The following is a 25,350-nucleotide window of genomic DNA, read 5'->3' on the forward strand; positions in this document are numbered from 1 at the left end:
ATTTCCTCAAGTCTTATGTCACCTTTCTACGCCCCAACTGCGTAAGTCCTATTAAGGTAACTTAGCTCAAACGTGATGGGAAATAGGTATGCAAACCAAACAGACCAGCCGTAAAGCTTTAGACCACTACCTGAACCTTCGTTATCCAATTACAATTTACCCGGAGGCAGAAGGTGGCTATGTAGCGATGATCAAAGATTTACCGGGATGCATCACACAGGGCGAAACGCCCGATGAAATCATGGCAAATATTGAAGAAGCACGACAACTGTGGATTGAGACGGTGTATGGACATGGCGATAACATTCCACAGCCGTCTGATGATTTTGTGTAACGCCTAATGATGAATGTTGATCAATGCCCTCTTTGCAGCGGTGAATTAGTCGAAAAGAACATGCAGAAGCTTTTGCGCGGTGAGATTCACATGGCAATTGTGAGCGTAAAGGCTGAGGTCTGTTTGCAGTGCGGCGATCGCCTGTACTCCGAGAAAACTGTTCGACGCTTTGAGGACATTCGAGCAAAGCTGAAAAACCAGCAGACGGAAGAATTTATACCACTGGGTCGATCGTTCCAAATCAGTTAATTGCACGACCCCTACGCTAACCCTGGTCGTCTTGAGACAGATACATCTTCCCTGAAATCATGGGAGCTGTGCGGATTGAAACTGCGGTAGTTGATTCATCCTGGGAACAAAACAGGCGCGAGTATCATCTCTCAAGAGAGCGATCATGTGAGCTTGAATACTGAAGAACTCAGCAAGTTTTCGGAAAACCCTCAATAACCGATGATAATCGGGCTTGCCCTAATCAATTGTTTTTTTGATTAGTCGAACAATAACCGTAGCTGTAGGTTTGGATCACACATGCGCGTTTTACTTCTTTATCCGCTCTTTCCAAAGTCGTTCTGGTCATTTGATAAAGCCCTCGAATTGGTTGGACGCAAGGTTTCATTACCACCCCTGAGCTTGACGACTGTAGCAGCAATTTTGCCTCAAGCCTGGGAATTTCGTCTGGTCGATCGCAACGTGCGGTACGAGAGTGAGGCCGATTGGTACTGGGCCGATCTGATCATCATCTCCGGCATGATTGTGCAAAAGCCAGACATGCTTTATCTCATCGAATCAGCAAAGCGGCGAGGGAAGCGAGTAGCGGTAGGAGGCCCCTATGTCACCTCTGTACCAGAAGCCGTGCAGGCAGCAGGAGCCGACTTCTTAGTGCTGGATGAAGGCGAAATTACCTTACCCATGCTGGTAGAGGCACTGGAACGGGGTGAAACCTCCGGCGTATTCCGAGCTAACGGCGAAAAGCCTGCCGTGACTGATACACCCGTCCCCCGGTTCGACTTGCTGGAACTGGATGCCTACGGCGATATGTCGGTGCAGTTTTCGAGAGGCTGCCCGTTCCAGTGCGAATTTTGCGACATCATCGTGCTGTATGGGCGCAAACCTCGCACAAAAACACCCGCTCAACTGCTGGCAGAACTACAGGCGCTCTACGATCTGGGCTGGCGACGCACCATTTTTGTAGTGGACGACAACTTCATTGGCAACAAGCGCAACGTGAAGCTGATGCTAAAGGAACTGGCTCCCTGGATGAAGGCGCACGGCTATCCCTTTAGCCTGTCTACCGAAGCATCCGTCGATCTGGCGCAAGATCAGGAATTGCTTGATCTGATGATTGCAGCGAACTTCACCGCCGTCTTTTTGGGCATTGAAACGCCGGATACGGACAGTTTATCCCTCACGCAAAAGTTCCAAAATACTCGCAACTCTCTAGTGGAAGCGGTGCAAACGATTAATCGCACTGGACTGCGAGTAATGGCTGGGTTCATTATCGGCTTTGATGGTGAGAAATCAGGTGCGGGCGATCGCATCATCGATTTTGTAGAAGCAACGGCTATTCCCCAGGCACTTTTCAGCATGCTGCAAGCGTTGCCTAACACGGCACTGTGGCATCGGCTCGAAAAAGAAGGACGACTGCGGGCAGGCGATGGCGAAGCTAACATTCACCAGACCACGCTGACGAATTTTGTGCCCACTCGTCCCTTAGAAGAAATTGCCCAGGAATACGTCCGCTGCTTCTGGGAACTGTATGAACCCGATCGCTACCTGGCGCGCGTTTACCGTCACTTTCTAAACATGCAGCCCAGCCCGAACAAAAAGAAATTTAAGCTACCAGGGCTGGTTGATCTACGCGCCATGCTCATCATCTGCTGGCGACAAGGCATTCAACGCAGCACGCGCATTCAGTTCTGGCAGCAGTTCTTTGCGATCTTGCAAAAAAATCCCGGTGTCTTCAAGCACTACCTGACCAACTGTGCGCTACTGGAGCATTTCATCGATTACCGCGCCATCGTGCGCGATGAAATCATGGCGAAGCTAGCGGACTATCAACCAGAAGTGCTAACGGAGAAAGTCGTGGCGATCGCAGGTAAATAACGGCACTGCAAGCAGCCAAAATCATTCTGTAGGGACGTTACATGTAACGTCCCCACGGAGTGGTAAAGAGCGTTTCCGAGTTGGCAACCCAGCCGATCGCGCCGTTTTCACTTTGCACAACCTCGATCGCGGCTTGATGGTCACTGTCGCTAAAAGCCGCACAACAGTCTTCGAGCAGCAAACAGTAGAAACCGAGGTCGGTGGCGTGGCGGTAGGTTGCCAGTACGCAGCATTGGGTCGTGACGCCTGTCAGCAAGAGGTGAGTGATACTGCGATCGCGCAACTTAATCTCTAAATCTGTACCAATGAAGATGGATTGGGCAGGCTTGTCCAGTTGAAGTTCCGTCGCCAACGGTGTGAAAGCATCCAGCAGGGCAGTACCAGGTTCGCCTCGCACAAGAAACCGCCCCATGTTTCCCGGTGTGCCGACTGGATAACCAGCATTGCTATACCGGAGTTGCTTGCTGGGTGGAAGATCACCTAAATCTGCCTGATGGCTTTCGCGGGTGTAGACAACCCAAAAGCTACGACTGCGACACCACTCAATCACTGCCTGAATGCGAGGGACGATCGCGCTCACTGCTGACAAATCAGCCCCCAGATTATGACCACAGAATCCCTCTGGATGGCAGAAGTCATTCTGCATATCAACTACCAGGAGAGCAGTTTGGCTCAGGTCGATCGGAAAAGGGTGGGGAGCAGCCACCAGGGATGATGAATGATCAAAGCTAGCCATCTGCGATCGTGCCTGTAATTCGCTCTACATCATTTGGGCTTTACTTCATCGCCGTCACATACTGCGGTTCCAGCACTTTGGTGAGATCAGGCACCGTTTGAATTTGTCCCTGATCTTTCAAGAAAGAGGCCAGTTTTGTCATTGGCTTCAGCAAATATTGGTCACTGTTCGCATCGCCCAACATCGCCACATTTGTTGCCTTGTCGGGAATGCGAATCCCTTTAAGCTGCTGATCCAACTCTTCGGGCTTAATTTTGAGCTTAGCAGCACCAATTTCTAAGCCTTCCTTGCGGTTTGTCTTCAGAAACTCTACGCCCTTAAGGTTGCCTTCGACAAACGCCGCAATGGTTTTGGGGTTCGCTTGCACAAATTTTGTGCTGAAGATGTAAAGGTCTGCGATCGCCGTAGGCATTTGCTTCGAGCTATAAATCACGCGCCCATCTTTTTGAGCCGCGATCGCCTGATTGCTAAACGGCGAGTAAGAGTAGGCAATTTCCACTTTGCCCGTCTGAAACGCGGCAGCAGCAGCATCGGGCGGTGTGTTGACCAGGGTGACATCCTTTGCGGTCAGCCCTGCCTCTGCCAAAATTTGCAGCACGAAGAAATGACCAATGCCTCCCAGCTCTACCGCAATTTTTTTGCCCTTGAAATCCTTAATGCTCTTAATGCTGTTGCGCGCCAGGATGACATCGGCACCAACGGATGTATCTTCCACTGTCACAACCTTAAAATCGACCCCTTTGGAAGCCAACGTCACTGCTTCAGAGGTCACAGGTGCCAACCCATCCAACTGACCAGACGTAAAGGCTGGAAATGCCTGAGCCACCGTATCAAACACCTTGATCGTTAAGGCCAGCCCCAGATCTTTGAAAAAGCCTTTCTCCTGAGCAATATACAGCGGAGTGTTGCCAATCCAGGTGGTAATGCCCATTGATGCCGTTCCTGCTCCTGCTCCAGTCGATGCTGCCGGAGACGACGATGACTGAGCAGAGGGTGCTTCGGACGGTTTCGCACACGCATGAACACTGGCACCTGCGATCGCGCCAGTCATCATCCACAACGCCTGCCGCCGAGTCCAACGGGGTGACTTAGAGAAATTCATCAATTCTGCCATCCTTGTAGCTAACGCAAAATTTTTACATTTGTAACGAGTGGAGAATGCAACCACCAATACAGCAGACAGGAAAAGTTTAGCCAAGGAGTAGAGAGTTTTGAGGAAATAGCGGTCAGCTATCAGCTATCAGCCATCAGCTTCTTTCTAACAACCAAAAGCTAACAACCAACAACTGCTTTTGCCTTTTACCCTTTGCCTTTTACCTTCTGCCCTCTGCCTCAACCAAACTCATGCTGAATCGCCGCTGCAATACTAGCCGTAATTTGCTCTGCCATCAACAAACCTTTTGTAGCAGTGGCTCCCTGGGCTGAGGAAAGAACACCCGATGGAGGTATCCATTCTATGCGAGTGGGGTATACATCATAGGGTGGAAAGTTGGCAGGTGGATCGGTAGGAAGCTGATCCAACGCCACCAAATCGGGGTAGAAGTGCAGCATGAGCGAGGTTTCAATGACAGCCGCGTGTTCCAGCGCAAATCCTGGAAAGCCATCAGGAAAGACATGGTTGAGCGTGGCTTCGGTGCAAAAGTCCCAATATTCCAGGCGCATGATACGGAGGGGATTGGCGATTCCCAATTCCCGCAGCGCCAGATCAATCCCTTCCGTCAAAAACCACTGATTTTCGTAGTGTCCATCGACCACAACCAAGTTCTTGATCCCATGACGGGCAAATTCACGAACGACATCGCGCGTCATCTGACTCAAGCTTTGTCCATCCAGGCTGGTGGTACCCGGAAAATGCTGCCCGCCACCCGATTTGGGCTGCGATTTGTAGCCATAGCTCAGCGTTGGTGCCACCAGCCCGTTAATTCTCTCGGCTACGGCTTGCGCGATCGCCCCACTCAACAAGGCATCCGTTCCCAACGGCAAATGTGGGCCATGCTGCTCTAGCGCGCCACAGGGCAGCAGCAGCACCAGATCGTCCTTCTGCAATCGCTCCTGGTAAGCCACCCAACTCAACGAACTCATCAACAAGGCACTCATGCTCACACCTAAACGATCTAATTGGACTTTACACGATCGACCGCATAGGATGTTCAGCTAGCACCCTTTCCTCCCTCAGCACCAACCATATCTACGTCATAAAAAACGTCATAAAGGAAGTAACCGATGAGTCGGCTAAGTGGCAAAGTAGCATTAATAACGGGCGTTGCATCTGGTATTGGGCGATCGGCGGCAGCGTTGTTTACCGCAGAAGGCGCGCAGGTTTTGGGAGTCGATCGCAATGAGGTGGCAGGGCAGGCACTCGCAGCAACCTTGCAGGCAGAGGGGCAATTTCACTTTTTGGCTGCCGACTTGTCTACGGAAGCGGCGTGTGTGCAGGCGATCACGTACTGCTGTAATACCTATGGACGCATCGATATTCTTTATAACAATGCGGGAATTGCCATCATTGAACCATTTGTGAAAACGGATGCAGAAGCCCTAGAGCGCGTGATGGCAGTCAATTTCAAATCGGTGTTCTACCTCTGCCAGCAGGCGATCCCAAAAATGCAGCAGCAGGGTGGTGGAGTTGTGATTAACACTGCATCAGAACTGGCGATCGTGGCTCAACCCTTATACGCGGCCTACTGTGCGAGCAAAGGAGCCGTCCTATCGTTCACCCGTGCCCTAGCATTGGAGTACGCTAAAGAGAATATTCGCATTAATGCTTTGTGTCCTGGGCCGATTGAAACACCCATGCTACAAGGCGAATTCGCTCAAGCGGCTGATCCGGCTCAGGCCAAAGCAGAAGGCATTGCCACCATGCCAATTGGACGGCTGGGCGATCCCGCTGAGATTGCCCAAGTGGCACTCTTTCTTGCCAGTGACGCGCCTGCTTTGATGCACGGTGCCGCGTTGGTGGTGGATGGCGGCAAGACCATCCTTTGAGCGACTAGAATCTGAGCGGCTTGTAGGCTTTGCGATCGCAGGTTTTACAGCGATTTGTAACTAAATGAAGTACAGATTTGGGATTGAAAGCCTTACATTTAGCCTTCGTCATTCCTAACTTTTGACTCCTGAATTCTGCCGTAACGTATACAGGTGCCGCGATGAAAAAGATTATTCAAACGTATAAAGCAGGCAAGCAATGGCAACACAACCCACCAGGATTGGGTGATTTCATCAGAGGTACCTGCCACTTATTTGAACGATTAGAAGCCACTGGATGCGAACTTAGAGTCGATGTAAGCCAAACAGATTTTTCTACTCTCATTGAGTTTGACCCATCGTTTTTTCATCTGGGTGAAGCGCATAACATTGCAACGGCTCAAGAATTTTTTGAGACGCATGAACACCAAGAGATGTATGCCCAAGTTGATCGGTTTTTGAACTCCCAGGAAGAGGAGCTTTATCTGTGTACCAATCTGGGTGATTGGAACAGAACATCCCTTCCAGCGGCAACGCGCGCGTTTGCAAAGAAGTTTTACTGTTTTAATGAGAGTGTCACACGATCAATTGCTGAGAAGCTGACAAAGCCTGAATATGAAGTGTTGAGTATTCGGGCTGGCGATCAATTTATTGGTAAAGCAGATGGGGCTGTTGACGATGCGTTAAAGCAGCGCGTGTTTCAAATCATTGAAAAAAAGATTCTTCCTCGCTCAACATTCCCGATCGTGGTGATGAGTGACTCCTACGAGCTGAAATGTGAGTTAGCCGATCGTTATCACTGCATAATGTTTTCCCACGTGCCGCAACATGGCGCTTATGGGAATGCGTTACCTGTCGCGATCGACATGCAGCTTCTCCAGCATTCAGAATTTAATTACCACATTAATGCGTGGCAACCGTGGTGGTCTGGTTTTTCCCATTACACATCTTTAATTTTTCTGATCCCAAGCATTAATTTTAGAAGTCCAGCCTTTATTAAGGAGGAAATTACACGATCGGGAAACCTTCGCGTTTCATTTGAAGACAAACTTCTATCTAAACTGAAACGCTTAAAAGACGGTTTTAGCCTGTAAACTGAGGCACTTTAGTGCGTTCAATGAACGAGTGAAGTGCGGTAGTGACAGTAGCAAAACTGTCCCAACCAGTATAGGAGCGTGCCGCTGAAGAGAACAGGCGATAGCCAGTGTAGTCCATCTACATGCAAGCCGAGACGGGGCAGTAGCAGCAGTAGTGCATCATCCAAAAAGCTAAAGGCAAAGGGCAAGATTTGCTTGAGGCAGAATTGGAGAGGGCTAACGAGAGAGGTTTCCATGATGGGCGATCGCTCAGTGAGGCGATGAGTGCAAGATGCTTGATACTAGGGCTGTCAACAATTGTCGGCTCATTGCCTAAGAATCAAGGCTTACAGCCCCTAGCTGATTTATTGGGACGGGCGCGGCAAGGCTGATACCACAAGTTTTTGCCAAAGAATTGATGACGCGCCCTAGTGGTTCGTCAGTTTTGATTTTGTGCTTTGGGTTTAGTGAAGGTTGTTATTTTGTAAGTGAGAAACTCACAAAATAAGTCTTGACAGACCACTAGAGTGTGTTTCAGCCACCTGATTTACCTCTGAGTTGTCCCTGAGATACGGCTGGCCTACCAAGGTGACTATAGTGAATACACAGGCTGATTTATGCTTTCGGCAAATGGCTCAGCCATTCTTCTAGATATCTTCTGACTAAGAGCAATGCTGCATTTTATTTTGACTTGGCTGGCAACGGCTGTATCGCTAGTGATTACAGCCCACTTTGTACCGGGCTTTAAGATTGACACGTTCACTGCTGCGCTGATTGGGGCGGTAGTTTTGGGTGTAGTCAATGCGATCGTTCGACCCATCTTGACAATCCTCACGCTACCGTTGACGATTGTGACCCTGGGCTTATTTTTGTTTGTGATCAATGCCTTTACGTTTTGGCTGGTTGCCGCGATTACGCCAGGCTTTCACATTGCGGGATTCCTGACAGCGCTGATTGGGGCAGTTGCATTAACGATTGTTTCAACCATCGTTTCCTGGATTGTGAGAATGATTGATCCGACGGCATGAAGCAACTACTGCGTTCGTTTTTCGCGCAGCGGAGTTGGGTGAACCTGACGCGATCGCTTAGTTTTGGGGTTATCTCCAGCGCGATCGCCGCCTTACCCGCTACGGCTGCTGACCGTATTACTATGTTCTTTGGGCCACTTCAGTTCTCGCTGTCGGTGGATTCGTTGGAACTTTACGCCAGGCAGGGCAAAGTTAACGACGAGTTAGCGTTTTATACCAAGCGTGCGAACCCACAGCAGGTTGGTCAACTGCGATCGTGGCTTCAGCAACGGGCATCTGTCAGCCCTGTACTCATCTCCCAAATCACTTACACGCGGTTGGGAGAGGCGATCCTGCAACAGGCTGGTACGATCGTGCAGACCGACGCTGGACAAAACGGCTTTTATGCGCTGCGGGCAGCCTTTCTCTTAGCCGCTGCCGATCCCCAAGGCGTTACGGTTGTGAATGTGCTGCGCCACTATCCTTCACCCAGTGTGCGACTTGACCTCAAAGCGGGCCTGGCGCTGGTAAGAACATTCACAATGGGTATGCAGCAACAGCAGCAGGTGATCGCTGCCGTTCAACAAATCGCGATCGCAGAGGCAACTGCCCAACCCTCGATCGACTTTGCCCAGCGCCCAAAACTGCAACAACCAGGCTCAGTCCGCTGGCGGCGACAAACGTTTCAGTTGACCGAGCAAGCCCGCACTGTCCCCGTCGATCTGTATCTTCCAGAACGAAACGCTGGAGACAAAACATCGATTCCTCTGATCGTCTTACTACATGGTGCAGCGTCCGATCGCAATACCTTTGCCTATCTCGCCATCCATCTGGCATCACATGGGTTTGCGGTTGCCGTACCCGAAAGCCCTGGTAATAGCGCTCAACGGTACCGACAATTTCTGGCTGGACGAGCAACCGAGCCTGATGTAGCTGAGTTGGTTAACCAGCCGCTGGATGTCAAACGGTTGTTGGATGCACTCGAACATCGATCGCGTACCGATACGGCTCTTCAAGCACTCAATCTTCAACAGGTTGGCGTGATGGGGCATTCTCAAGGTGGCTATGCAGCACTGGCATTAGCAGGTGCACCACTTAACGTCGCGCAACTCCAACAGGATTGCCAAAGCGAACGATCGTTCAACCTTGCCCTGTTGGTGCAATGTCAGGCGTTAACCCTACCACCGACAGCGGAAAGCTTGCAGGATAGCCGCATTAAGGCAGTGCTGGCGGTTAACCCTATCACCAGTAGCCTACTGGGTCGGGTTAGTTTGAGCCAGATTCAGGTGCCTACGATGCTGGTTGCAGGCAGCGATGATGCAGTAACGCCTGCCGTGCTGGAGCAGATCCGCCCTTTTACCTGGCTGACAACGCCCAATCGCTACCTTGTGCTCATCACGCATGGTACCCATTTTTCCGTGCTGGGCGGTGCGCCAGATGATTCGGGTGTGTTGAAGATTCCCTCAAGTTTGGCAGGTTCCGATCCGTCGATCGCCCGTGGATATCTGAGTGCATTAAGTCTGGCGTTCTTTGAAACCCACGTTGCCCAACAGACTACTTACCGTCAGTATCTCAGCGGTGCGTATGCTAGGTATTTGAGCCAGGAACCTTTGCCTCTGAGCCTACTACAGTCGGGGAAGGGGTTGGAGGCTGTCAGCGGTCAGCCGTTAGAACTGTTTAGCCGATGCCTAAAAGCCCTCGATCGCCGTCTAATTGCGCCATGATGCCGACTGGGAGCGCTGCATTGGCTCCGTCGTGACCAAAGGGCAGTCCTGACACGATCGGAATATTCAAGTCGCTCAGGCGATCGCGTAGCACCTCTTCCACGGTGAAACTGGGAATATCAACTGGCGGATCACACTGGCTGAAACGACCGATCGCAATGCCTTTTACCTCCTTGAACGCACCGCAGAGTCTCCACTGGGTCAACATGCGATCGATGCGGTAGGGCGCTTCTCCCACGTCTTCCAACGCCAGAATCGTGTCGGCAAAGTCAGGTTGTACGGGCGTTCCTAAAAGATTAGTCGCCACTGTGAGATTGAGAGGTAACAGCACTCCCGCTGTTTGTCCGCCGCCCCAACCTACTCCTTCTAGAGGCGGGAGCGATCGACCTTCTACCCAAGCAAACAGCCGTTGCACTGACCACTCCGGTTCTGCTGCCAGCGTTGTTAACAGCGGTGCATGAACGCCTGAAACGCTCTGTAGACTGAGGCTCATCAGCAGACTGGTAATATCCGAGAAGCCGATCAGCCATTTGGGATCATGCCCTGCCCACGACCAGTCTTCGAGCAACCGCGCACCGCCATAGCCACCCCGCGCACAAAGAATGCCACGACAGTCTGGATCGTTGAGTGCGGTGAATAACTGCTTGCGCCGATCGGTATCCTTCCCTGCCAGATAGCCCCAGCGATCGTCGTAGCCCGGAGTCAATTCAACCCGGTAGCCGCGCGATCGCCAGATCTCCACTCCACGTTGAAACGCCTCAGACTCCCGCAACGTGCCGCTAGGGGCAATCACTCGCAGTAAGTCACCTGGTTGTAATGGTGGTGGCGGTTGACAAAGGTGCATTTGATCGGTGAGAGGCGCTCCTACCTGCAATCAGCTATGTCTAGAGCAATGCTGATGACTCAAAAATAACTGCTTGTTGTAAATCGCTAAGTTTTCCCAGTGCAGCGCTTCTACCCAAAAAAAGATGATACAGAGCGTTCATCTAACTGAATAAAGACATCCCCTGTCGTGCTCGTTGAGCATCATTAAACGCTAAACCAACGGGTCTTCCTTCATCACCCCGTTCCCTGGAATGGTCGCTCCTCATAGAACTAGTTTACTATGCTAGCTCTGAGTTGGGCAGGAGTGAGTTCAACCCGATCGCCGCACGATCGCTAGATCTTAACCCTATCCTGAAAGGACTTAAATTCTCGCAAAGTGCCACTGGGGCCAATCACTCGCAGTGAGTAACCCGATTGTAGCGATGATGGCGGTTGGTAGAGACGCATGGTTTACGGCATTACAGTTTAGTCAAAGGTTTAGAACGCGATCGGGTACTTAATTGTTCAAGCATGAAGCCAATAACTGATGAAACTGTTAATAGCTGCGGTGTTGAGTTCTAGCCGAATTTGAAGTTGCTGTTGCACCGCTTGGGAGAGCCGACGAAGTTTGCTCCATTCAGGAGATTCAAGACTATCCACATTACCAATCTCTTCAAAACAATCATCAACAATTGTATGGGCTGTGTTTAGGAGATCTTCAATGAGGCTGTTCAAAATCTCGGCTTCCTGACTTCTCGGTTCATCTGCCATAACTACAAGCCAATTGAGGAGATTATTCAGACAGTTTGTATAAGCAGTTAACAACACTTCAAGCGGGTTACTTGTGAATAGATCACCTTGCGAAAAATCATATTTTTGTTCCTTTGCCAGCGTCGGTAATACGTCGATTTGCTGACTCGCAGGCAAAGCAAAAAATACCATTGCAGGTGCCACCAAGTCTAGGTGGTCTTTCACTTCTTGACTCAAACTGAGCGCCATAGAACTTTTTGGCATGGCTAATTTGGGCTGACAATCTAGATCCCCGACTTCTTTACAGATTTTGACTGATTAAGTGCCCTTAGATCAGAAGTCGGGGATCTGACACAACGCAATTGTTTGCAAGTTTCTTGTTCAGCGATCGCCTCACACCGTTACGACAGCATTCGTTTCCTGTTCTTGCGTATCCAACCGTTCTAAAATCTCCAACATTTCGCGTTCAAAGGCAACCTGAGCACGATTGGTGAGACCGCCAATGTAGAGGTGTCCATCTTTTTGAAGTGCCCAGATTTGCGAGTGGGAGACGTAGCTCATCATCACGCCCAGCATGAGTAGCCCAAAGCCAGCGTAGACGATCGGAATGCTGGGATCGGCTTTAATTTGCAGTCCAGTGCTACCGATGAGTTCTTTCACTGCCAGCGTCACGCCATTCACCGGGGTAGACATGCCAGCACGAACGGTGGAAATCAGCTTACCAGAGGTGTCATAGACCAGCAGCATGCCCTGCAAATCTTTGGCGATAAGAGAGACCCCTGCGCTCAAATCTGGCTTAGTGGGAATCCAGGTGCCCCAGATGCGTCCACCTTTGCCACCTGTATCCAGTTGCGCCATTGGAAGCTGAAAAATGGGGCTGTTGTTGATGCGAACCTGAACCGCAGCAATGCCCCAATCTGCCTGGTACATCGTGACACCGTGATAACGGAGCGGCTCATTCACATGAATGGTTTTGCGTTGGACTTCCCTTCCCTCGCTGTCCAGCACCGACATATCGGAGTAGAACTGGTCGATCGCGCCTTGCGGGGTGTAGTCAATCCAAAAGCGGTTCACCTTCACCGACCAATCTTTGGGAATTTGCGATTCGGCAAACGGCCCCGCATCCACAATGTTCTTGATCTGAAACGTCTGACCACTGGGCACCATCTCTTGCCCCACAAACCCCATCAGCGCCCCGACGATCGCGCCGAGCAAAATCAGCAGCATACTCGCGTGGACAACGATCGGCCCAATGCGTCCCACAATCCCTTTGCGAGCGTACACCGCGTCATCTTGGCGAAACAGCTTATACCGTTTCTGCTCTAACAGCGGCCACACGTCATCTAACGACGTTTGCTTAAACTCGGCGCTGAGGGCAAACTTCTGAAACTGGCGCGGCTGACTGTAGAACTTACGCGACGTGCGCGAAAACCAGCGCAAGGCCGGAAGCTGCCGCGTAAAGGTACAGGCCGTCAGGCTCGACCCAAACAAAATCAGCAATGCCAGAAACCACCACGTCCGATAGACATGATCTAACCCCAATATCAGCAACACTTTCCAGGTAAGAAACCCAAACAGCGCCGGATGCTCTGGATAGTTGGCTTCATAAAACGCAGCCGATTGCCCTTGCTCCACCACCGTCCCTATCACGCTGAACAGCGCGATCGCCAGCAACAGGACGATCGCCAACCGCAAATCAGACAACACAGGCAGCAGTTCTCTCCTGAAGAAGCTTCGAGAAGCTGTTCCTAAACCAGATAGACGCGTGAAGAGCGAAGAATTTGCAAACATTTGAAGCACGTTATTAGTTTTGAGTGATGAGTTTTGAGTGATGAGTTTTGAGCAGCTATCTAACTCAAAACTTAAAATTCAAAACTCAAAACTGAACTCTTGCAAGCAGAGAGAAGACACCGAAGCCTACGAGCAAAACGCCGCTGGCTGGTGTAATCCAACCTGACCAGCGACGAAGCTCCAGCAGTTTTTTGATCGAGGCTGTGAACGTTCCTGCCAGCACGAGTGGTGCCGCATAACCAACGGTGTATGAGAGCAGCAGCACGCTGCCCAAGACTGGATCTTTCGTTGCAGAAATCCACGCCAGGATGCTTGCCAAAACGGGCGTGCTACATGGCGATGCAACTAAGCCAAAGGTCAGACCAATCAAATAAGCGCGTACACCGGGTGGCAGATCCTTGGAAATCCATTCCAAACCACCAAAAGAGGGTAGCCGTAAGGGCAATGCCTCCAGCAAGTTCAGACCCATCAAAATGGCGATCGCGCTCACCAAAATAGGCAATCCCAGCCCAATCTGACCATAAATCTTACCGACGACCGCTGCCACAATGCCTAACCCCGCCAGGGTTGTCGCCAGTCCCAGTGCAAACCAGGTAGATTGCGCTGCCGCTTGTAGCCGCGTTTGGGTTTCGTAGCCGCCGATATAGCCGATCGTAATGGGCAGCATCGACAGCATACAGGGCGTCAGGCTCGTCAGCAGCCCTGCCACGAAAATGATGCCCACACTGGCTGGCGTCAGATGCGCCAGTTGATCGCCCACTAGTGTGTTCGCAAAGTGTTCTAACTCGTAAAGCTGGGTTTGCAACGTTTCAATCATGTCTAGCCTAACGACCCTATCCAACAGCGCTGAGTCTATCTTACTGGAGATGGAAGGTAGCCGGGGATGAGACAACGCTGGCAAGAAGGTGCCTATCAACTGTGTTCCTTCTCTCCCCATTTGCCAAGAACCAGGAGCCTTCAGGACTACAACCGCTATAAGCCTTGAGAATTAGCAGGAGCTTGTACAGAAGGGGCTGGTCGTGGTGGCAAGACAGTCGAGGGAACAGGACTGGGTGACGGCGAAGGCTGAACGCTGGGGATCGACGAGCTAGGAGTCGGTATAGGACTGGACTCGATCGTCGCGCTGGGTGACGGTTCAGGCGTTACAGGTTCTGGTAATGGGCTAGGTGAAAATCTAACCTTGGGCAACGGTGCAGGTGCAAAGCTACGAATGGGCAATGGTTCCGGGAGAGGTGGCGCTGTCGATAGAGCCTCAGGAGCGGCTTGTAAAGGCCAATTTTGCACAGGTGGAAAGTCTTGCTGCGTCTGAAAGAATGTTGGACCAATGCCATGTGCTGCACTCAAGCGCAATGCCAACCCCAACCCCGAACCAGCCGCGATCGCAATGGCCGAAGCCAGCAGTAGCGCTTTGGGAAAGCGGCTTTTGACAACTATAGGGCTGGGGATGGATGGACGGCTTGGTGCTACAGTCGCGTGAGGGCCTGGGCTGTGACCTCCTAGAGCATGGGTAGGTAAGGTCGGAGGGAATGCAGTAGGAGGGCTTGAAGCTATCGGCATGAAGGGTGGTGCTGGAGGAGCAGTCGTGCGACCAGAGCCATTCGACGATGCCGTTGGATTGGGCAGGTCGAGCGCAGCACGCGGTTGATCTGCCCTGTGCGATGTTTCCTGAGTTGCAGGTAAATGATGATGACTTGATAAGAGCGAAAACCAGTCTGCAACGGTTTGTGGTCTCTCCTGAGAGTTGAGCGCCATACCGCTGAGAATTGCGTGTTCGATCATGCTGCTCAACTGTGGCTGTAATTGACGCGGCGACAGTAAGGGGGTTTGTGCACGACGTAAGGCTTCGAGCGGTTCCTGCCCGGTCATCAAAAAGTACAGCGTTGCAGCCAGTCCATACAAATCTGTTGCAGGCGTAAGCTTAATCTGTCGTTGATGCAGTTCCGGTGCGGCGTAAGGAGACACCGTTCCGGCGCTGTCTGGTACATCTAGCACTGCATAGTGTGCGATCGCAAGACCAACTAGCACGACAAACGATGCACCTTTTGGGCGTATCAAATTTTCTGGCTTCACATCCCGATGCAACAACCCCTGTCGATGCATGACGCTTAGCGCCGACCCAGCCTGACGGATGTATTGTACGGCCTCCGCTTCTGGTAATGGCCCCCGCGATCTTACCCATTCTGCTAGCGTCTGCCCTACAACATCATCCATCACGGCAAACGGTAGCCCACCTTCCTCAAACACATCCACTACACGCACTAAGCCGGGGTGCTGGCATTGCGCTAACCGCTGCGCTTCCTCCATAAACCGACGCTTTAAATGTGCAACATCAGTTTGCGGTTGCACTCGTAGTGTTTGCAGCACGATCGGCTGGTGCGATCGCGCTTGAGTTGCCTTAAAGGTAAGCCCCAAAGCACTTTGAGCCAGAGGACTACCAAGAACATACTTGCCCTGTTGCAGCGCTGTACCAGCCGTTAAGTTCATGGGCGATCGCTTCCAGAGGTCGTGACCATGCTAACGTCTCGACGTACCCGAAGGCTAGTTTGAGTGGAGAATGAGGGGAAGAAGCAGAGGGCAGAGGGCAGAAGACAGGGGGAGCAGAGGAGCAAGGGAAGCAGTGGGAGCAGGGGAAGTGGGTCGGGATACTGAGACTGATGGCTGATGACTGAACACTGGGTTCAACCAACGGTTCACTCCCTTCCATTTGTTGGAGAGAATTGTGCTTCTACAAACTGTTTCGCTTCAGTACGGGTGTGAATGATGCCGTCTGCGGTCGCAGCTAAGAGGGCATCTAAAATCGCTTTGAACTGTGGACCAGGTTTATACCCCATTGCCTTGAGATCGTTTCCATCTAAAAGTGGTTGGAGGGTGCTCCAACGAGTGAGATACTGCCAAATTTTGTGGCGGGGGGAGTCTCCTCGACTGGTTTGCGGGGTCGATCGCACGTCGCGTACAGCAATCAATGCTAAGAGCAGTCGATCATACGGCCTCAGCAACTGGATCAACTCACTGGAGCGATGACAGGTTGGTAGGACTGCCACTAAACGAGCTTGAGCTGCTTCTAACTGCTGCAAGCGCTCAATGCTGTCAGTGGGTAGCTGTAGCTTTTCTGCTACTAACCCCCGATATTCGGCTGCAAGGTGAGCAAGCAGAACTTCGAGCAAGATGAGCCAGGATGGTGGAAGAGGAAAGGATAAAGGATAAAGAATTAAATGTTGGGACACTGCTGACCGCTGACCGCTGACCGCTGACTTCTGCCTCCTCAACACTCGATCGACCAATAGCAGTTGCCGCCATAAGGTTGTATCCATCGATAAGGTTGGATGGATGCATTGCAGCGCACCCAGATCAGCCAGGTACTGCAGCGCAGGCTTCCAGTAAAGCGATTGAAGAATATACTTTAGTTCCGCTTTGAGGCGCGTTTGCAAGGCAGGGGCAGTGATGGGTGATTTGCTCAGGGAACGATCGTGGTTTTGATACGCTTGAGCGTAAACGCCACTAGCGATCGCGTACCGGATGTATCCTTCTGTTTGACCGTCTAATTGGAAGCTCAAGCGCACGGCAAAGCGCACAGCTCGGTAGATCCGTGTGGGATCTTCAATAAAACTGTTGGCATGGAGGACGCGGATCTGTTTTGCTTGCAGATCAAATGTCCCACCAAAAAAATCGAGCAGTTCGCCTGCATGGGGGTTGGTTAAGCGAATTGCCATCGCGTTCATCGTAAAATCGCGGCGGTAAAGATCTTGCCGAATTGAACTGGCTTCTACCTCCGGATTGGCGGCTGGGTAGGGATAGAACTCTGTGCGAGCTGTCGCAAAATCAACCCAGAGGGATTTCAGCATCGGATCATTGTGCCACAGTAAGGCAGCCGTCTGAAATTTACCGTGAACTTCCAGACGTGCCCTGGAATAGAGGGTTTGAAGCGATCGCGCCATTTCAACTCCCGCTCCAACATCGGCTGCTCGGTGAAACCCATCTACGACTAGATCCACATCTTCTAACAGGAGCGTGCCTGTGGTTGCCGTTCCCGCCGCGATCGCCAGCAACAGATCTCGCACGGCTCCCCCTACAAGATATAGATGCCATCCCCGTTGTTCGGCTTCTTCTGCCGCTGCCGCTAAGACTTGCCAGAGTTCAGAAGTAAGACACTGCCGCAGAGTAGTCAGGAGTAAAGAATGAGGAGTGAGAAATGAAGAGTGAGGAGTCAAGCCCTGCTCTCCCCTACCCCCTACCCCCTGCCCCCTATCTTCTGCCCTCTCTCGCCTCGCGGCCTGATGCAAGTGGCGTAGCACATCTGTGCGGGTCACAATTCCCACCAACTGATCCTGATCTAAAACTGGTAACCGACCAATGTCATAGGTCACCATCAACGACTCAATTTCAGGTAGCGAGGTGTCAGGCGTAATGGTTTTGAGGTTAGTGGTCATGTAACCCTTGACGGGGGCGTGGTTAAAACCATGATGGAATGCAAGATCCAGGTCACGGCGTGAAATCATGCCAACGAGCTGACCATTGGTTTCGACCACCGATAAGCCGGAGTGCCCATAACGTAAGAGCAACCGCTGCGCCTCTTCGATCGTAGTCTCAGGACGAATGGTGCGGACAGGCGATGACATTAGATCTCTCGCGGCGGGTGGTTGAGGAATTTGCGCTTTAAATTGAGCCATCAGTTGAGCAAGAGTTTCTTGTGGATCAACGGCATGGAGATTCACGGAAGCGGCTAAGGGATGTCCACCACCGCCGATCGCACTAAACAGAACGTTTAAATCGGTGCCATCAATGCGCGATCGCCCAATAACAGTCAGTGCGCGATCGTCGCTGTCATCCTCGCTCGTTCGACAGGCCACATTTTTGCAATAGTAGGCTGCCAGCAGCAATGCATCACTATCTGTCAGACTCATCAGGTGCGATGCCAGACTAGATAAGGCTGGAACAAAACGATCTAGCGTCAGCATCACCCAACTGATCGCTTTGCCGTATACGGTCTCTGTTTGTACCGTGTTGAGCGCCGTTGTCAGCAACGGTTGTAACTCAGCCGGAAGCCCCGGATCGGCATAATGGGCGATCGTTCGCAGGCTGGCTCCTTGCTCCATCAGCCATGCCAACGCGATGGCATCTCGTGCGGTTGTCTGGTCAAACGTCAGCGAGCCGGTATCCACATGAATGCCCAATGCCATCACCGTTGCTTCGGCGATCGTGAGCGTTACCTGTTGCGCCTGAAGCTGCTCTACAATCAGAGTTGTGGTTGCTCCAACCGCTTCTATCTGGCGTTTGGCTGGTTGAATGTCCGACTCTACGCCAAGGTGATGGTCGTAAACCGAAATTTCGACATCAGGCAAATTGAGCCACTCCGCTACCTTGCCTAACCGATCGCGAAATTGAGTATCGACCACGGCGATCGCCTGAATTTGGTCCGCATTGACCGATCGACGCTCGATCAGGGCATACTCATCTCGATGCAGCGCCAAAAAATCGCGCACGGCTGCATGCGCCCCACCTGCCAGCACAATACGAGACCCTGGCTGTAACCGCGTCAGCCCGACAGCAGCGCCCAATGTGTCAAAATCAGCAGTGGTGTGACAGAGGATGAGATCCATTAGGGGAAGAAAGGACGAGGGATGGTTTTGAGTTTTGAGTTAAAGAGCGATCAGCGGTCAGTGTTGAAGTTTTGAGTTAAAGAGCGAGCGATTAATAGCCACTAGCTATCAGCCGTCAGCCGACCGTAAAGCAGAAGCAAGCTACAGCTTTCAACACTCAACTGTCCAGCTTGCTTCTAACAACCAACAACTAAAAAACAACTTCTTTTGCCTTTTACCCTTTACCTTCTACCCTCTGCCTCCGACTGTAATCCCAAATCCCTCCATGAGATCGGTACAGTTTTCTGATAGCTTACTAATTGGGGCTGCATGCGATCGTCCGCATTGACGTCCCTATGCCTAATCTATCGCTGTATTGGAGAAGCGGAAATTATGACCATCGTCTTTCAGATTTCCCTGGCGGCTCTAGTGATTTTGTCGTTTGTGATGGTTGTTGGTGCGCCTGTCGCTCTCGCAACACCACAAAACTGGGATCAGTCCAGACGTCTTATCTTTCTCGGTTCGGTTGTGTGGACAGTGCTGGTTCTGCTGGTAGGAGGACTGAATTACCTGGTTGTTTAGTCGTCTCTAGTCTACAGATTACGCCGCGATAAGAACACTCGCTTAAGATCATCGTATGCCCCATCAGCAAAAGACGTTCATTCCATAAGTCCTGAGCTGGTGGGGAAGGTCTTTAAATTTAGAAGCACATGGCAGTTTTTGAAGGAACGTTCACTCAAACAGACCAGATGCGGTTTGCGATCGTGATTGGTCGGTTTAATGATCTGGTCACCACAAAGCTTTTAGAAGGTTGCCAGGATTGTCTTAAGCGTCACGGGGTAAATACCGATCCCAATGGAACACAGGTTGATTATGCCTGGGTGCCGGGTAGTTTCGAGGTGCCCCTGGTTGCTCGGCAACTCGCTCTGACAAACCGTTACGATGCAATCATCTGCCTGGGTGCCATCATTAAAGGCCAAACGCCTCATTTTGACTACGTGGCGGCAGAGGTCTCCAAGGGCATTGCGGCCACTGGTTTTCAAACAGGAGTGCCTGTAATTTTTGGTGTGCTCACCACAGACACGATGCAGCAAGCGCTGGAACGAGCAGGCATTAAAAGCAACTTGGGTTGGAACTACGCCATGAGTGCTTTAGAAATGGCAAGCCTGATGCATCAGGTAAAGGGCCTTGGTGTAGAACCGCAGGGCAATCACCTGAGCGCTGGGGCAAATCCAACACTCCCAGCAGCAGCCATGAAAAGTGCCGCCATTGATGAAGCGATCGGGCAGGAAAAATAGAGCCATTGCCCTCAACCCAGCTTCAGTCGGGATCAATGCCCACTGCTCTCAAACGGATCGCCAACTGTTCCGCGCGCTGCTGAGCTTCAAAGCGTTGTAATTTTTCCTGTTTAAGCTGCGCTCGGTTTGTGCTAGCGTCTAGCGTTCTTGCTCAAATTGCTGTGTTGCTGCTGCTACTGCCTGTGCTGCTGCCTGTTCTGTTTCTACCATCGACTGCGCGATCGCTTCTGCCAGAGTCGGTATTTTCTCGCCCTGAGCATTGAAATAGCGCAACTGACTAGCCTCTACACCAAGATACAGTTCAAGTTCTTCACTCCAGCGCTAGCCATGCTCGTTGGGGTTGATCGCTTCATACTCGTGCCCGACTAGCCGAAAGCCCTGAAATTCGAGCGTTTCTGGCGAAAACCAAAAATATTCTGGTGTCCGAAAACGATTTTGATACAGGTCTTTCTTGAGGGTGTGATCGACCTTGGCGGTGAACGTTGACAGCAGTTCAATGATCAAATCGGGATAGCGTCCATCTTCCTCCCAAACAACCCAGGCGTTACGCGATCGCGCCTCAGTGCGCTTGACGAGGAAAAAGTCGGGGCCGCGAAAATCCCGGTTGCGGAGTTGCTGACGGCTGAAGTAAATGGTGAGATTAGCGCCAATAAAAAAATCTGGTTGGTTGCGCCAAAGCCATTCCAAACAGGCAACCAGGAGTGCCAGTTGAGCATAGTGAAGGGAACTTTCCATCTCTGGCTCATCGCTCAAAAGCTGGGTAGCATCGGGCATCATAGCTTCTAGCTGTTGAGCAGTGAACACCATTGGTTTTGTCTCACAACGTTGATTCTGATGAGCTATTCCCATTATGGCGGCGGGATGACCGAAATTTTGCGCGATCGCCACTGACGAACCGCTACCCTGTTTCTTACGACAGCGAATGAGTATGTTTTTCGCTTGAGAATTTTATGGTGACATGTCATGCAAGAACTAAGAGCCGATGTTTTAGTCGTGGGTGGAGGAACCGGGGGGACTGCTGCCGCCATTCAAGCTGCTCGACGGGGAGCAAAAACGATCCTGGTAAGCGAATTTAGCTGGTTGGGCGGCATGTTGACCAGTGCAGGTGTAGCTGCCCCCGATGGCAATGAGTTACTTGCCTTGCAAACGGGACTTTGGGGAGCCTTTCTGCACGAACTCAGGCAGCGACAGCCAGAAGGGTTAGATCACGGGTGGGTTAGCTTCTTCACCTACGATCCACGGGTTGGCGCTCAGATTTTTGCCGATTGGGTGGCAGCATTGCCCAATCTTCAGTGGATTGCTGGACAAACGCCAGAAGCAGTACTTCGGGAGGGGAATCACATTACTGGAGTCCGTTTTCAGGAGTTTACGATCCACGCCCAGGTGACGATCGACGGCACAGAATTGGGCGAGGTGCTGGCGATCGGTGATATACCGCACCGTTGGGGTTGGGAGTTCCAGTCAGAGTTTGGTGAACCGAGCGCACCTATCAGTCCTAACCAACTGACGCAGCAGTATCCAGTGCAGGCTCCTACCTGGGTGGTTGTCATGCAGGACTACGGTGAGGGCGAAACCGCGCCTGAGATCCCTGCGCCACCCAACGATGATCCCGATCGCTTTCTGGGAGCCTGGGGCAACTATGGGGGCGATCGCTTTCTCAATTACGGACGATTGCCCGGAAACCGCTTCATGATCAACTGGCCGATTTATGGCAATGACTATGGTGAAGGGGTTAATCGCCTTTTGTCTGCTGAGAAACGGGGAGAATTTTTGCAAGAAGCGCGGTGGCATACGCAAAGTTTTGCCCGCTTTATTCAGAGGCAACTGGGTTGTCGGTATGGGTTAGCAGCGGAGATTTTTCCGCTAGAGGACAGGGGACAGGGGGTGGGGGACAGGGAAAATTTGGGCGGTGGGGCGTATGCGCTGCACCCATACTATCGGGAAAGTCGGCGGTTACAGGGCTTAACAACCGTGCGGGAGCAGGATATTCTTCCGATAAGTCATGGGTGCGTTGCGTCGCTACCGATCGTCGTTTCGGCACAGGGCTGCACGCAGGCGGAGAATGTCTGTGATGCGATCGCGATCGGCAATTACGCCAATGATCATCATTACCCCAACGGCGACATCACGCTCAAACCGAAGTCGATGCGTTGGGGCGGACGCTGGACAGGTACACCCTTTACCATTCCTTACCGATCGCTGGTATCGGTCAGCACAGATGGGTTCTTGGTATGCGAAAAAAATATTTCGGTATCCCACATGGCGAATGGAGCCACGCGCTTGCAGCCTCTTGTCCTGGGGATCGGGCAGGCAGCAGGAATGGCAGCAGCACTTTGCGTTGAACAGGGATGCCAACCGCGAGAGTTGAAGGTGCGATCGCTCCAGGAGGCTCTGTTGAGCGATGCGATCGCGCCTGCCGCAGTCATCCCGCTGCTAAACTTACCCTTTAATGATCCCGACTGGCTCTACTGGCAGCGTTACTATCTAGACCACCCAGACGCGTACCCTGCTGATGGCAATGTTCCACTCAAACGAGCGGCACCCAAACAGGGCACCAAACCACTGTCTACACTGGTGCCGTCCCTGACGTTAGCTGCCGTACAAGAAGCACTCGGCAGCTTTCAACGCAACGGCAACCAGAACTACACCATGCTAGTTCTGGAGCCGCCAGAGCTGAACGGCTTAACGTTGAAGCTGGTGACGCTTGATGCCAACATCAATCAGCAGCTAACGACTATAGCCCTGGAGCAATGGCTAGCTGTATCAGGCACCGTCAACATGGCTGGTGGCTGGTTGCTAGTGGAAACGATTGCATTCGTTACAGATGACCTGTAGCTGGTTGCGATCGTGCCCTGAGAAGCCAAAGGAAAAGCCAAAAGAGCCAAAGCCAGAAGGTTACTGAAACTGCCCACGCAGCGTGTGTGCAACTCCCTGGCTAGACTTCTCCCCCAGGTCATCACCCACGGTCAGTTTGGTAGGCTTCAACCGTTTTAGCGTGGCTCTAATGCCCTGAGCGCCCTCTTGCTCCAAATCTTCCACATAGCCACTCTTAGAAGCGGCAGCAGCTTTCGCGCTGAGAAATGGCCCGAAGTAATAGGTACATACAGGTGTTTCCGTGACCACTTCAACCCACCAAGCAAGCCCAAACAGATTGAGCAGATTTGTCAAAAGGTCTTTCATTCAGGTCTCTGCTGATTTACCAATGGTTGATCAAGAGAACGCGGCGGCATCATGTGACTGCTGTCGCAATAGGTTCTTTACACTTTGTATACTACTTGCGGCTTACTTTTTCAACCGCATTGCCTTTTCCACTTTATCCAGATGCAACGTATTCGACCAGCGCTGGCGGAAGATTTCATACAATGCCATTCCTGTCGCGACAGAGGCGTTCAAGCTAGGGGTGTGGCCGCTTAAAGGAATGGAAACTAGGCTATCGCAAGCACGCTGGGTCAGCACACTGAGTCCGTCGCCCTCTGCTCCCACCACTAGCACGACAGGTCCTGAAAACTGCACTGTATGTAGCGCCTGGCTGCCGTTGCTTGCGGTACCGTAGATCCAAAACCCGGCACTCTTGAGCTCTTCCAAGGCGCGGCCCAGATTGACCACCCTTGCTACAGAGAACGTTTCTAGCGCTCCGGCAGCAACTTTGACAACCGTGGATGTGACTCCAACAGCACGGCGCTGAGGGATCACTAAGCCTTGCGCACCAAGGGCTTCGGCAGTGCGAATGATGGCACCCAAATTATGGGGATCAGTAATGCTGTCTGCTACGACTAGCACAGGTTGATCAGAGGTCGCTTTTGCCTGCTCAATCAAATCGGTCAGTTCCATGTAGGCGTGGGGTGCAACCTGAGCTACCACACCCTGATGGTTTGCTCGAAAGGTCAATTGGTCTAATCGCTGTGGTTCAACTTCATCAACGACGGTACCATTTGCTTTGGCTTGACCGAGCAAATCGTGAAAGCGGTGGTCATAACGGAGCTTGGCGGTGATCCAGATGCGGTTGAGCGATCGCTGGCTTTCCAGTGCCGCTAAAACAGGATGACGTCCATAAATTAAATCAGCTTCTTCAAAAGATGTTGGCGCTGCATTAGCGAGATCAGCGCTAACGTCTGCTGGTGGGCGTGATGCTACAGGTGGCAGGGATCGCTGAGAGCGTGATTGAGACGGGCGTTCATGTCGAGGGGCATGCCCTTCATGCCGAGAAGCATGCCCTGACCGTCGCCTTGGTTGTACTGTATCGCCATCTCTAGAGGGGCGGATGCGATCGGCTTTCCAGTCAGCTCTCGGTTCACGCGAGGAGTTTGACGCGCCGTTGGTGCGATCGCCTGTAGGTCGATCGCCATGGCGTCTCCTAATCCTTGGTTTGGACGTATCCCGCTCAGATTTAAATTCAGAAGCCCTAGCGTCACCGCTTGCTTTACGGGCTGGACGTGGTTTGTCCACATGAAAGTCAATACTTGCTTCGCGTGACAGCCGTGGTTTGCCAGCTTTCACAGGCTGAGATCGCCCTTTTGCGGTTGCTGGTTTGATGCGGGCTTTCGCAGCACGGATGGGCAAGGCGCGCTCTTGGGGATCGTCGTGATGTCTTTTGGCAGCCATGATGTTACGGAAGTAATGCGAATAAAAAGCTCAAAAATTCTAAGCGGAGACTCAAGCAGCTTTGAGCGTAACTCAAGAAAAACGCAGGGTGAAATCTTAAGGCGCTAGTCGGACGAGCCAAGCTCAAGGTTGGCTAACAGTTGCACCAGCCGTTGCGGATCTGTGAGATAGAGATAGCCGATCAGCGTTTCCAGACTGGTTGCTTGCTGATAGAGCCTGGGATCAACTCGCTTGGGGTGTCTGGTCGCAGCGTTACGCCCCCGCTTGACCAGATCTAGTTCTGAGTCGGTCAACAATGGCATCAGCGATCTTAGATGCTTAGCTTGTTGTTCTGCCCTCACTTGAGCTACAACCTGATTGTGGTAAGACTGGAGCCGTTGAGGAGGCAACAGATACCAACGACGTACATAGAGTTCGTAAACAGCATCTCCTAAATACGCCAGAGCAGCGGGTGGCAGTTGTTGGGTAGCCCCCTCTGATAGAGGCACGTCTGCCAGAGGCATGAAGGGCACAAATGGTTGAAGTCTGCTAGACGGTGCCACATCTACCCTGGCGTGTAAGCAGTCGCTGTCCTTATCTGTTTCC

General features: G+C 51.9%; 25 protein-coding genes. 10 read left to right on the forward strand and 15 right to left on the reverse strand.

Going from position 1 to position 25,350, the window contains the following annotated elements; translation table 11 throughout:
* Positions 1-88 precede the first annotated feature (88 nt).
* From AC5JLP_RS15460 to AC5JLP_RS15470, 3 genes are all read left to right on the forward strand, one after another.
* The gene (locus AC5JLP_RS15460) at positions 89-334 is read left to right on the forward strand and encodes a type II toxin-antitoxin system HicB family antitoxin (RefSeq protein ID WP_496068818.1); all 246 of its coding nucleotides are present in this window, start codon (positions 89-91) and stop codon (positions 332-334) included.
* A 6-nt stretch (positions 335-340) separates the two neighbouring features.
* A complete protein-coding gene (locus tag AC5JLP_RS15465) occupies positions 341-583 on the forward strand; it encodes a YgiT-type zinc finger protein (RefSeq protein WP_496068819.1) in 243 nt (80 codons plus the stop codon).
* A gap of 279 nt (positions 584-862) precedes the next feature.
* Positions 863-2,437, forward strand: coding sequence for a B12-binding domain-containing radical SAM protein (locus AC5JLP_RS15470; RefSeq protein ID WP_496068820.1), 1,575 nt, complete (start codon positions 863-865; stop codon positions 2,435-2,437).
* 37 nt (positions 2,438-2,474) lie between these two features.
* Here AC5JLP_RS15470 and AC5JLP_RS15475 read toward each other — a convergent pair whose 3' ends face one another.
* From AC5JLP_RS15475 to AC5JLP_RS15485, 3 genes are all read right to left on the reverse strand, one after another.
* Positions 2,475-3,173 (reverse strand): cysteine hydrolase family protein, encoded by a 699-nt coding sequence (locus tag AC5JLP_RS15475; RefSeq protein WP_496068821.1) that lies wholly within the window; start codon positions 3,171-3,173, stop codon positions 2,475-2,477.
* A gap of 40 nt (positions 3,174-3,213) precedes the next feature.
* Positions 3,214-4,275, reverse strand: coding sequence for an ABC transporter substrate-binding protein (locus AC5JLP_RS15480; protein WP_496068822.1), 1,062 nt, complete (start codon positions 4,273-4,275; stop codon positions 3,214-3,216).
* A gap of 230 nt (positions 4,276-4,505) precedes the next feature.
* The gene (locus AC5JLP_RS15485) at positions 4,506-5,270 is read right to left on the reverse strand and encodes a creatininase (RefSeq protein ID WP_496068823.1); all 765 of its coding nucleotides are present in this window, start codon (positions 5,268-5,270) and stop codon (positions 4,506-4,508) included.
* A gap of 126 nt (positions 5,271-5,396) precedes the next feature.
* Between AC5JLP_RS15485 and AC5JLP_RS15490 the strand changes: the two genes are divergently transcribed.
* Positions 5,397-6,158 (forward strand): SDR family NAD(P)-dependent oxidoreductase, encoded by a 762-nt coding sequence (locus tag AC5JLP_RS15490; protein WP_496068824.1) that lies wholly within the window; start codon positions 5,397-5,399, stop codon positions 6,156-6,158.
* Between the two features lie 161 nt (positions 6,159-6,319).
* Positions 6,320-7,231, forward strand: a complete 912-nt coding sequence (locus tag AC5JLP_RS15495) for a hypothetical protein (protein WP_496068825.1) — start codon at positions 6,320-6,322, stop codon at positions 7,229-7,231.
* 20 nt (positions 7,232-7,251) lie between these two features.
* Here AC5JLP_RS15495 and AC5JLP_RS15500 read toward each other — a convergent pair whose 3' ends face one another.
* Entirely contained in the window at positions 7,252-7,470 is a 219-nt protein-coding gene (locus AC5JLP_RS15500; RefSeq protein ID WP_496068826.1) for a hypothetical protein, read from the reverse strand.
* Positions 7,471-7,884: 414 nt separating this feature from the next.
* Between AC5JLP_RS15500 and AC5JLP_RS15505 the strand changes: the two genes are divergently transcribed.
* Both AC5JLP_RS15505 and AC5JLP_RS15510 read left to right on the forward strand, forming a co-directional pair.
* A complete protein-coding gene (locus AC5JLP_RS15505; protein WP_496068827.1) occupies positions 7,885-8,241 on the forward strand; it encodes a phage holin family protein in 357 nt (118 codons plus the stop codon).
* Positions 8,238-9,944, forward strand: a complete 1,707-nt coding sequence (locus AC5JLP_RS15510) for an alpha/beta hydrolase (protein WP_496068828.1) — start codon at positions 8,238-8,240, stop codon at positions 9,942-9,944. The genes AC5JLP_RS15505 and AC5JLP_RS15510 overlap by 4 nt, the downstream gene beginning before the upstream one ends.
* Here AC5JLP_RS15510 and AC5JLP_RS15515 read toward each other — a convergent pair.
* The 6 genes from AC5JLP_RS15515 to AC5JLP_RS15540 all read right to left on the reverse strand — a co-directional run bounded on the left by AC5JLP_RS15515 (position 9,898) and on the right by AC5JLP_RS15540 (position 18,886).
* Positions 9,898-10,788 (reverse strand): S66 peptidase family protein, encoded by an 891-nt coding sequence (locus tag AC5JLP_RS15515; protein ID WP_496068829.1) that lies wholly within the window; start codon positions 10,786-10,788, stop codon positions 9,898-9,900. The genes AC5JLP_RS15510 and AC5JLP_RS15515 overlap by 47 nt on opposite strands.
* Positions 10,789-11,273: 485 nt before the next feature.
* On the reverse strand, positions 11,274-11,762 hold the full coding sequence (locus AC5JLP_RS15520) for a hypothetical protein (protein ID WP_496068830.1): 489 nt from the start codon (positions 11,760-11,762) through the stop codon (positions 11,274-11,276).
* A gap of 129 nt (positions 11,763-11,891) precedes the next feature.
* On the reverse strand, positions 11,892-13,289 hold the full coding sequence (locus AC5JLP_RS15525) for a cytochrome c biogenesis protein (protein ID WP_496068831.1): 1,398 nt from the start codon (positions 13,287-13,289) through the stop codon (positions 11,892-11,894).
* A gap of 85 nt (positions 13,290-13,374) precedes the next feature.
* Complete coding sequence (locus AC5JLP_RS15530; RefSeq protein ID WP_496068832.1) at positions 13,375-14,106, reverse strand: cytochrome c biogenesis protein CcdA; 732 nt, start codon at positions 14,104-14,106, stop codon at positions 13,375-13,377.
* Between the two features lie 155 nt (positions 14,107-14,261).
* Positions 14,262-15,773 carry a serine/threonine protein kinase gene (locus AC5JLP_RS15535; RefSeq protein WP_496068833.1) on the reverse strand — a complete coding sequence of 504 codons (1,512 nt, stop codon included), beginning with the start codon at positions 15,771-15,773 and terminating at the stop codon, positions 14,262-14,264.
* Between the two features lie 206 nt (positions 15,774-15,979).
* Positions 15,980-18,886, reverse strand: coding sequence for a CBS domain-containing protein (locus AC5JLP_RS15540; RefSeq protein WP_496068834.1), 2,907 nt, complete (start codon positions 18,884-18,886; stop codon positions 15,980-15,982).
* 372 nt (positions 18,887-19,258) lie between these two features.
* Between AC5JLP_RS15540 and psbZ the strand changes: the two genes are divergently transcribed.
* Positions 19,259-19,447: a photosystem II reaction center protein PsbZ gene (psbZ, locus tag AC5JLP_RS15545; protein WP_496068835.1), complete on the forward strand. Its 189-nt coding sequence runs from the start codon at positions 19,259-19,261 to the stop codon at positions 19,445-19,447.
* Positions 19,448-19,575: 128 nt separating this feature from the next.
* Complete coding sequence (gene ribH, locus AC5JLP_RS15550; protein WP_496068836.1) at positions 19,576-20,163, forward strand: 6,7-dimethyl-8-ribityllumazine synthase; 588 nt, start codon at positions 19,576-19,578, stop codon at positions 20,161-20,163.
* A 138-nt stretch (positions 20,164-20,301) separates the two neighbouring features.
* Here the strand turns inward: ribH and AC5JLP_RS15555 are convergent, their stop codons facing one another.
* Both AC5JLP_RS15555 and AC5JLP_RS15560 read right to left on the reverse strand, forming a co-directional pair.
* The gene (locus AC5JLP_RS15555; RefSeq protein WP_496068837.1) at positions 20,302-20,436 is read right to left on the reverse strand and encodes a hypothetical protein; all 135 of its coding nucleotides are present in this window, start codon (positions 20,434-20,436) and stop codon (positions 20,302-20,304) included.
* A 48-nt stretch (positions 20,437-20,484) separates the two neighbouring features.
* A complete protein-coding gene (locus tag AC5JLP_RS15560) occupies positions 20,485-20,970 on the reverse strand; it encodes a Uma2 family endonuclease (RefSeq protein WP_496068838.1) in 486 nt (161 codons plus the stop codon).
* 156 nt (positions 20,971-21,126) lie between these two features.
* On the opposite strand from AC5JLP_RS15560, the gene AC5JLP_RS15565 reads away from it, so the two are divergent.
* On the forward strand, positions 21,127-22,998 hold the full coding sequence (locus tag AC5JLP_RS15565; protein ID WP_496068839.1) for an FAD-dependent oxidoreductase: 1,872 nt from the start codon (positions 21,127-21,129) through the stop codon (positions 22,996-22,998).
* Between the two features lie 60 nt (positions 22,999-23,058).
* Here AC5JLP_RS15565 and AC5JLP_RS15570 read toward each other — a convergent pair whose 3' ends face one another.
* The 3 genes from AC5JLP_RS15570 to AC5JLP_RS15580 form a co-directional block, all read right to left on the reverse strand.
* Positions 23,059-23,343: a DUF1816 domain-containing protein gene (locus AC5JLP_RS15570; protein ID WP_496068840.1), complete on the reverse strand. Its 285-nt coding sequence runs from the start codon at positions 23,341-23,343 to the stop codon at positions 23,059-23,061.
* A 102-nt stretch (positions 23,344-23,445) separates the two neighbouring features.
* Positions 23,446-24,765, reverse strand: coding sequence for a 23S rRNA (guanosine(2251)-2'-O)-methyltransferase RlmB (rlmB, locus tag AC5JLP_RS15575; protein ID WP_496068841.1), 1,320 nt, complete (start codon positions 24,763-24,765; stop codon positions 23,446-23,448).
* A gap of 104 nt (positions 24,766-24,869) precedes the next feature.
* On the reverse strand, positions 24,870-25,268 hold the full coding sequence (locus AC5JLP_RS15580) for a Mini-ribonuclease 3 (RefSeq protein ID WP_496068875.1): 399 nt from the start codon (positions 25,266-25,268) through the stop codon (positions 24,870-24,872).
* Between the last annotated feature and the right edge of the window lie 82 nt (positions 25,269-25,350).

It is taken from the genome of Stenomitos rutilans, assembly GCF_059505485.1.

Excerpts from the sequence above, each read along its gene's own strand:
- AC5JLP_RS15460 (WP_496068818.1), top strand. The coding sequence starts at position 89 with ATGCAAACCAAACAGACCAGCCGTAAAGCTTTAGACCACTACCTGAAC.
- AC5JLP_RS15465 (WP_496068819.1), top strand. The coding sequence starts at position 341 with ATGATGAATGTTGATCAATGCCCTCTTTGCAGCGGTGAATTAGTCGAA.
- AC5JLP_RS15470 (WP_496068820.1), top strand. The coding sequence starts at position 863 with ATGCGCGTTTTACTTCTTTATCCGCTCTTTCCAAAGTCGTTCTGGTCA.
- AC5JLP_RS15475 (WP_496068821.1), bottom strand. The coding sequence starts at position 3,173 with ATGGCTAGCTTTGATCATTCATCATCCCTGGTGGCTGCTCCCCACCCT.
- AC5JLP_RS15480 (WP_496068822.1), bottom strand. The coding sequence starts at position 4,275 with ATGAATTTCTCTAAGTCACCCCGTTGGACTCGGCGGCAGGCGTTGTGG.
- AC5JLP_RS15485 (WP_496068823.1), bottom strand. The coding sequence starts at position 5,270 with ATGAGTGCCTTGTTGATGAGTTCGTTGAGTTGGGTGGCTTACCAGGAG.
- AC5JLP_RS15490 (WP_496068824.1), top strand. The coding sequence starts at position 5,397 with ATGAGTCGGCTAAGTGGCAAAGTAGCATTAATAACGGGCGTTGCATCT.
- AC5JLP_RS15495 (WP_496068825.1), top strand. The coding sequence starts at position 6,320 with ATGAAAAAGATTATTCAAACGTATAAAGCAGGCAAGCAATGGCAACAC.
- AC5JLP_RS15500 (WP_496068826.1), bottom strand. The coding sequence starts at position 7,470 with ATGGAAACCTCTCTCGTTAGCCCTCTCCAATTCTGCCTCAAGCAAATC.
- AC5JLP_RS15505 (WP_496068827.1), top strand. The coding sequence starts at position 7,885 with ATGCTGCATTTTATTTTGACTTGGCTGGCAACGGCTGTATCGCTAGTG.
- AC5JLP_RS15510 (WP_496068828.1), top strand. The coding sequence starts at position 8,238 with ATGAAGCAACTACTGCGTTCGTTTTTCGCGCAGCGGAGTTGGGTGAAC.
- AC5JLP_RS15515 (WP_496068829.1), bottom strand. The coding sequence starts at position 10,788 with ATGCACCTTTGTCAACCGCCACCACCATTACAACCAGGTGACTTACTG.
- AC5JLP_RS15520 (WP_496068830.1), bottom strand. The coding sequence starts at position 11,762 with ATGCCAAAAAGTTCTATGGCGCTCAGTTTGAGTCAAGAAGTGAAAGAC.
- AC5JLP_RS15525 (WP_496068831.1), bottom strand. The coding sequence starts at position 13,289 with ATGTTTGCAAATTCTTCGCTCTTCACGCGTCTATCTGGTTTAGGAACA.
- AC5JLP_RS15530 (WP_496068832.1), bottom strand. The coding sequence starts at position 14,106 with ATGATTGAAACGTTGCAAACCCAGCTTTACGAGTTAGAACACTTTGCG.
- AC5JLP_RS15535 (WP_496068833.1), bottom strand. The coding sequence starts at position 15,773 with ATGAACTTAACGGCTGGTACAGCGCTGCAACAGGGCAAGTATGTTCTT.
- AC5JLP_RS15540 (WP_496068834.1), bottom strand. The coding sequence starts at position 18,886 with ATGGATCTCATCCTCTGTCACACCACTGCTGATTTTGACACATTGGGC.
- psbZ (WP_496068835.1), top strand. The coding sequence starts at position 19,259 with ATGACCATCGTCTTTCAGATTTCCCTGGCGGCTCTAGTGATTTTGTCG.
- ribH (WP_496068836.1), top strand. The coding sequence starts at position 19,576 with ATGGCAGTTTTTGAAGGAACGTTCACTCAAACAGACCAGATGCGGTTT.
- AC5JLP_RS15560 (WP_496068838.1), bottom strand. The coding sequence starts at position 20,970 with ATGGTGTTCACTGCTCAACAGCTAGAAGCTATGATGCCCGATGCTACC.
- AC5JLP_RS15565 (WP_496068839.1), top strand. The coding sequence starts at position 21,127 with ATGCAAGAACTAAGAGCCGATGTTTTAGTCGTGGGTGGAGGAACCGGG.
- AC5JLP_RS15570 (WP_496068840.1), bottom strand. The coding sequence starts at position 23,343 with ATGAAAGACCTTTTGACAAATCTGCTCAATCTGTTTGGGCTTGCTTGG.
- rlmB (WP_496068841.1), bottom strand. The coding sequence starts at position 24,765 with ATGGCTGCCAAAAGACATCACGACGATCCCCAAGAGCGCGCCTTGCCC.
- AC5JLP_RS15580 (WP_496068875.1), bottom strand. The coding sequence starts at position 25,268 with ATGCCTCTGGCAGACGTGCCTCTATCAGAGGGGGCTACCCAACAACTG.